This is a genomic window from Streptomyces sp. NPDC059247 (genome assembly GCF_042754005.1).
Taxonomy (GTDB): Bacteria; Actinomycetota; Actinomycetes; order Streptomycetales; family Streptomycetaceae; genus Streptomyces.
Genome location: NZ_JBHYZW010000054.1, coordinates 1 through 4,639 on the forward strand (window position 1 = coordinate 1; position 4,639 = coordinate 4,639).

At 74.5% G+C, this 4,639-nt stretch carries 2 protein-coding genes; both read right to left on the reverse strand.

Going from position 1 to position 4,639, the window contains the following annotated elements:
* Window positions 1-1,650: type I polyketide synthase (locus tag ACFXGN_RS32725; RefSeq protein WP_384866066.1), on the reverse strand; the 1,650-nt coding region annotated here is incomplete at its 3' end.
* 109 nt (window positions 1,651-1,759) lie between these two features.
* On the reverse strand, window positions 1,760-4,639 hold a 2,880-nt coding region (locus tag ACFXGN_RS32730), incomplete at its 5' end, for a type I polyketide synthase (RefSeq protein ID WP_384866068.1).

Here is a 4,639-nt window from a genome sequence, read left to right on the forward strand (position 1 = left end):
CGCCCGGATCCCCGCGAGGAGTTCTCCGCGGTCCCGGCCGGTCACCACCGCGCGGTGGTCGAGGGCCGCGCGCCCGGTCGCCAGGGAGTAGCCGACGTCCAGGGGGGAGAGGGTGGTGTCGGCCGTGACGTGGTCGAGGAAGCGGCGGGCCTGCTCCCGCAGGGCGTCCGGGGTCCTGGCCGACACCGGCCAGGGGATCACGGGCAGGTCGGCCGTCGCGGCCGGCTCCGTCCCGGTCCCCCCGGCCGGTGCGGGCTCCCGCGCGGGCGGCTGCTCGATGATCACGTGCGCGTTGGTGCCGCTGACGCCGAAGGCGGAGACGGCGGCCCTGCGGGCGCGTTCGGTCTCCGGCCAGTCGCGGGCCTCGGTGAGCAGTTCGACGGCCCCCGAGTCCCAGTCCGCCATCGGCGTGGGGTGCTCCACGTGCAGGGTGCGGGGCAGGACGCCGTGCTCCATGGCCTGGATCATCTTGATGACGCCGCCGACTCCGGCGGCGGCGACGGTGTGCCCGATGTTCGACTTCAGGGAGCCGAGGTAGAGCGGGCGGCCTTCGGGCCGGTCCTGTCCGTAGGTGGCGAGGAGTGCCTGCGCCTCGATGGGGTCGCCGAGCCGGGTGCCCGTGCCGTGGGCCTCGACGGCGTCGACGTCGGCGGGGGTCAGGCCCGCGTCGGCGAGGGCCTGGCGGATGACCCGCTCCTGGGAGGGGCCGTTGGGGGCCGTGAGGCCGTTGGAGGCGCCGTCCTGGTTGACGGCGGAGCCCCGGATGACGGCCAGGACCCGGTGGCCGTTGCGGCGGGCGTCGGACAGCTTCTCCACGAGGAGCATCCCGACGCCTTCCGACCACGAGGTGCCGTCGGCGTCGGCGGAGAAGGACTTGATGCGGCCGTCGGGCGCGAGGCCGCTCTGCCGGGAGAAGTCGACGAATCCGCCCGGGGTCGCGGTCACCGTCACACCGCCCGCCAGGGCGAGGTCGGACTCGCCGGAGCGCAGCGACTGGATCGCGAGGTGGAGGGCGACGAGCGAGGAGGAGCAGGCGGTGTCGACGGAGAGGGCGGGGCCTTCGAGACCGAGGCTGTAGGCGACCCGGCCGGAGGCGACGCTGCTGAGTTTGCTGGTCAGCAGGTAGCCCTCGAACTCCTCGGGGCCTTCCAGGCCCAGGTAGCTCTGCTCGATGATGCCCGCGAAGACGCCCGTACGGCTGCCGCGCAGGGTGTCGGGGTCGATCCCGGCCTGCTCGAACGCCTCCCACGACGTCTCCAGGAGGAGGCGCTGCTGCGGGTCCATGGCGAGGGCTTCGCGGGGCGAGATCCCGAAGAACCCGGCGTCGAAGAGGGCGGCGTCGTGCAGGAACCCCGCCCTTCGGGTGTAGGAGGTGCCCGCGCGGCCCGGGTCGGGGTCGTAGAGGCGTTCCAGGTCCCAGCCCCGGTCGGTGGGGAAGTCGGTGATGGCGTCTGTGCCGTCGGCGACCAGCCGCCACAGGTCGTCGGGGGAGGCCACTCCGCCGGGGAAGCGGCAGGCCATGCCGACGACGGCGATCGGCTCGGAGTCGGCCGCCTCCAGGGCGGCGATCCTGCGGTTCGCCTTCTGCAGGTCGACCGTGACCCGCTTCAGGTACTCGACCAGTTTCTCTTCGTTCGACGGGTTGGACATCGGGTTCGTGCTCTCCTCGGGCGAAGGCTGAGTGGCGGGGGGCCGGTCCGGCGGAGGGGGTCCGCCGGACCGGCGCTGGGGGCCGTCCGCCACCGGGGCGGACCGGCGCCTAGGGGGTGGAGCTGCCGAGTTCGTTGTCGATGAAGCTGAGGAGCTCGTCGACGGAGGCGGCTTCGATGGCGTCGGACGCGTCGGTGCCGGGTGGTGCGGCGGCCGGGCTGTCGGTCCCCTCGACGCGGGACAGCAGGGCCCGCAGCCGGGCGGAGACGGCCGAGCGGTCCTGGTCGTCCCCCGAGACGGCGGCCAGTTTCCTTTCCATCCGGTCGAGTTCGTCGAGGAGCGTCTGGCGGGCGTCGGGTGCCTGCGGGGCGAGGCGGTCCCTCAGGAGCGTGACGAGGGCCGCCGGGGTGGGGTGGTCGAACACGAGGGTGGCGGGGAGCTTGACCCCGGTGGCGGTGGCGATCCGGTTGCGCAGGTCGACCGCGGTGAGGGAGTCGAAGCCGAGGTCCTGGAAGGCGCGGTCCGGGGCGATGGAGTCGGCGTCGGTGCGGCCGAGGACCGCGGCGACGTCGGTGCGGACGAGGGTCAGCAGGAGCTGTTCCTGTTCCACCTCGCTCAGTTCGCCCAGGCGGGCGGCGAGGCCGGATGCCGGGTCGGCTGCCGGGTCGGCGGGTTCCGACCGGGCGACGCGGCGGCCCGGCAGGGCCGCCAGTTCGGTCAGGAGCGCGGGGACACGGGCCTGGGCCCGTACGGCGGACACTCCCACGGGGGTCGCGACGAGCGCGGGCCGTCCGTCGCCGGTGGCCCGGTCGAACAGGGAGAGGCCCTCGACGCGGGCGATCGGGCGGAAGCCGTCGCGGGCGAAGCGGTTGAGGTCGCTCTCGGTCAGGTGGGCGTTGATGCCGCCGAGCTGCCACAGGCCCCAGGCCAGGGAGGTCGCGGGCAGGCCCCGCGCGTGCCGGTGGGCGGCGAGGGCGTCCAGGAAGGCGTTGGCCGCCGCGTAGTTGGCCTGGCCGGGTCCGCCCAGGACGCCGACGGTGGAGGAGAACGTCACGAACGCCTCCAGGTCCAGGTGGCGGGTCAGTTCGTGCAGGTGCCAGGCCGCGTCCGCCTTGGGGCGCAGCACGGCGGCGAGCCTGTCGTCGGTGAGTGCGGGGATCAGCCCGTTGTCGAGGACGCCCGCGGTGTGGACGACGGCGGTCAGCGGGTGCTCCGGCGGGATGCTCGCCAGGACGCGGGCGAGCGCGTCGCGGTCGGCGGCGTCGCAGGCGACGACGGTGACGTGGGCGCCGATGCCCCGCAGGTCGTCGAGGAGTCCCGCCGCGCCGTCGGCCTGTTCGCCGGTGCGGGAGAGCAGCAGGAGCCGGGCGGCGCCGTGCTCGGCGACGAGGTGCCGGGCGAACTCGGCGCCGAGGGTGCCGGTGCCGCCGGTGACCAGGACCGTGCCGTGTTTCCAGACGGGGGTGCGGCCGGGCGGCGGGGCGGTGGCGGGGACGCGTCGCAGCCGGGGCAGGAGCGTGGTTCCGTCGCGGAGGGCGGCCTGGGGTTCGCCGGAGGCGAGGAGGGCGGAGAGCGGGCCGGTGCCGGTGCTGTCGCCCGTGTCCGTACGTACGCCGGTGTCGGTGCCTGCGGCAGTGTCGGCGGCGGTGTCGGTGTCGGTGTCGACGAGGACGATGCGGTCCGGGGCTTCCGACTGGGCCGAGCGGAGCAGGCCCCAGACGGCGGCGCCCGCCAGGTCGGTGACGTCCTCCCCTTCGCAGGTGGCGACCGCGCCCGAGGTGGCGACGACGAGCCGGGTCGCCCCGAGGCGCTCGTCGGCCAGCCACTCCCGTACCAGTGTGAGGGCCTTCCGGGTGGCGGTGTGCGTGGCGGCGGCCTGGTCGGCCGCAGGGCCCGCGGGGGTCCACGGCAGCAGGACGGCGTCGATGCGGATGCCGGAGGCGAGGGCTTCGGCCACGGCCGCCGGGTGCGGATAGCGGGTCCCGCCGCCCGTGCCGCGTCCGCCGGTGTCCGTGTCCAGGACGGCCCAGGCGAGCGGTTCGGCGGGCTGTGGGAGCGCGGTGGGTGTCCAGTCCAGGTGGAACAGTGATTCGCGGCCCGTGCTGTCGCCGCCCACGGCGGCCCTGAACTGCTCGTTGGGTATGTCGCGGAAGACGATGGACTCCACCGAGACGACCAGGTCACCGGCCGCGTCGGCGAGCTGGAGCGAGAAGGAGTCGTCGTCGATCTCCGTGACCCGGGCCCTGACGGCGGTCGCGCCGGTGGAGTGGAGCCGTACGCCGTACCAGTCGGCGGGGACCGGGATCGTCCCGGCGGCCGGGTTCTCGGGGCGGGTCGGCAGGGCGGCCTGGAGCAGCACCGGGTGCAGTCCGTACCGTCCGGCGTCGGACTGGAGTCCTTCGGGGAGCTGGATCTCCGTGGTCCGGCCCGTCGTGTCGTCGTTCCAGGTGAGGGAGGCGGCGACCTCGGGCTCCTCGGTCAGGTACCAGCCTTCGGCGTGCATGGTCCAGGGGGCGTCGAAGTCGTCGGGGCGGGAGTACAGGCACAGGCAGTGGCGTCCGGTGTCGTCCGGGGTTCCGGCCCTGACCTGGAGCTGGATGTTGCCTTCCTCCGGGAGGACCAGCGGCACCTGGAGGTTGAGTTCGTCGAGTGCCGGGTGGCCGATCAGGTCGCCCGCGTGGATGGCGAGTTCGACCAGGGCCGAGGCGGGGAGGACGGGTGAGCCGAGGACGACGTGGTCGGCGAGCCAGGGGTGGCTCTTCAGGGAGAGGCGGCTGGTGAACAGGATCTGGTTGAAGCCCGCCACGGTGATGGGCGAGCCGAGGACCGGGTGGCCGGAGGTGGGGGCACCGGTGTCGTGGGCCTCGGTGGCGGGGCGGGGTTCGAGCCAGTAGCGGCGGCGCTGGAAGGCGTAGGTGGGCAGCGGGACCTGGCGGGCGCCGGTCCCGGCGTAGAGGGTGCGCCAGTCGACGGGGACGCCCCGGGTGTA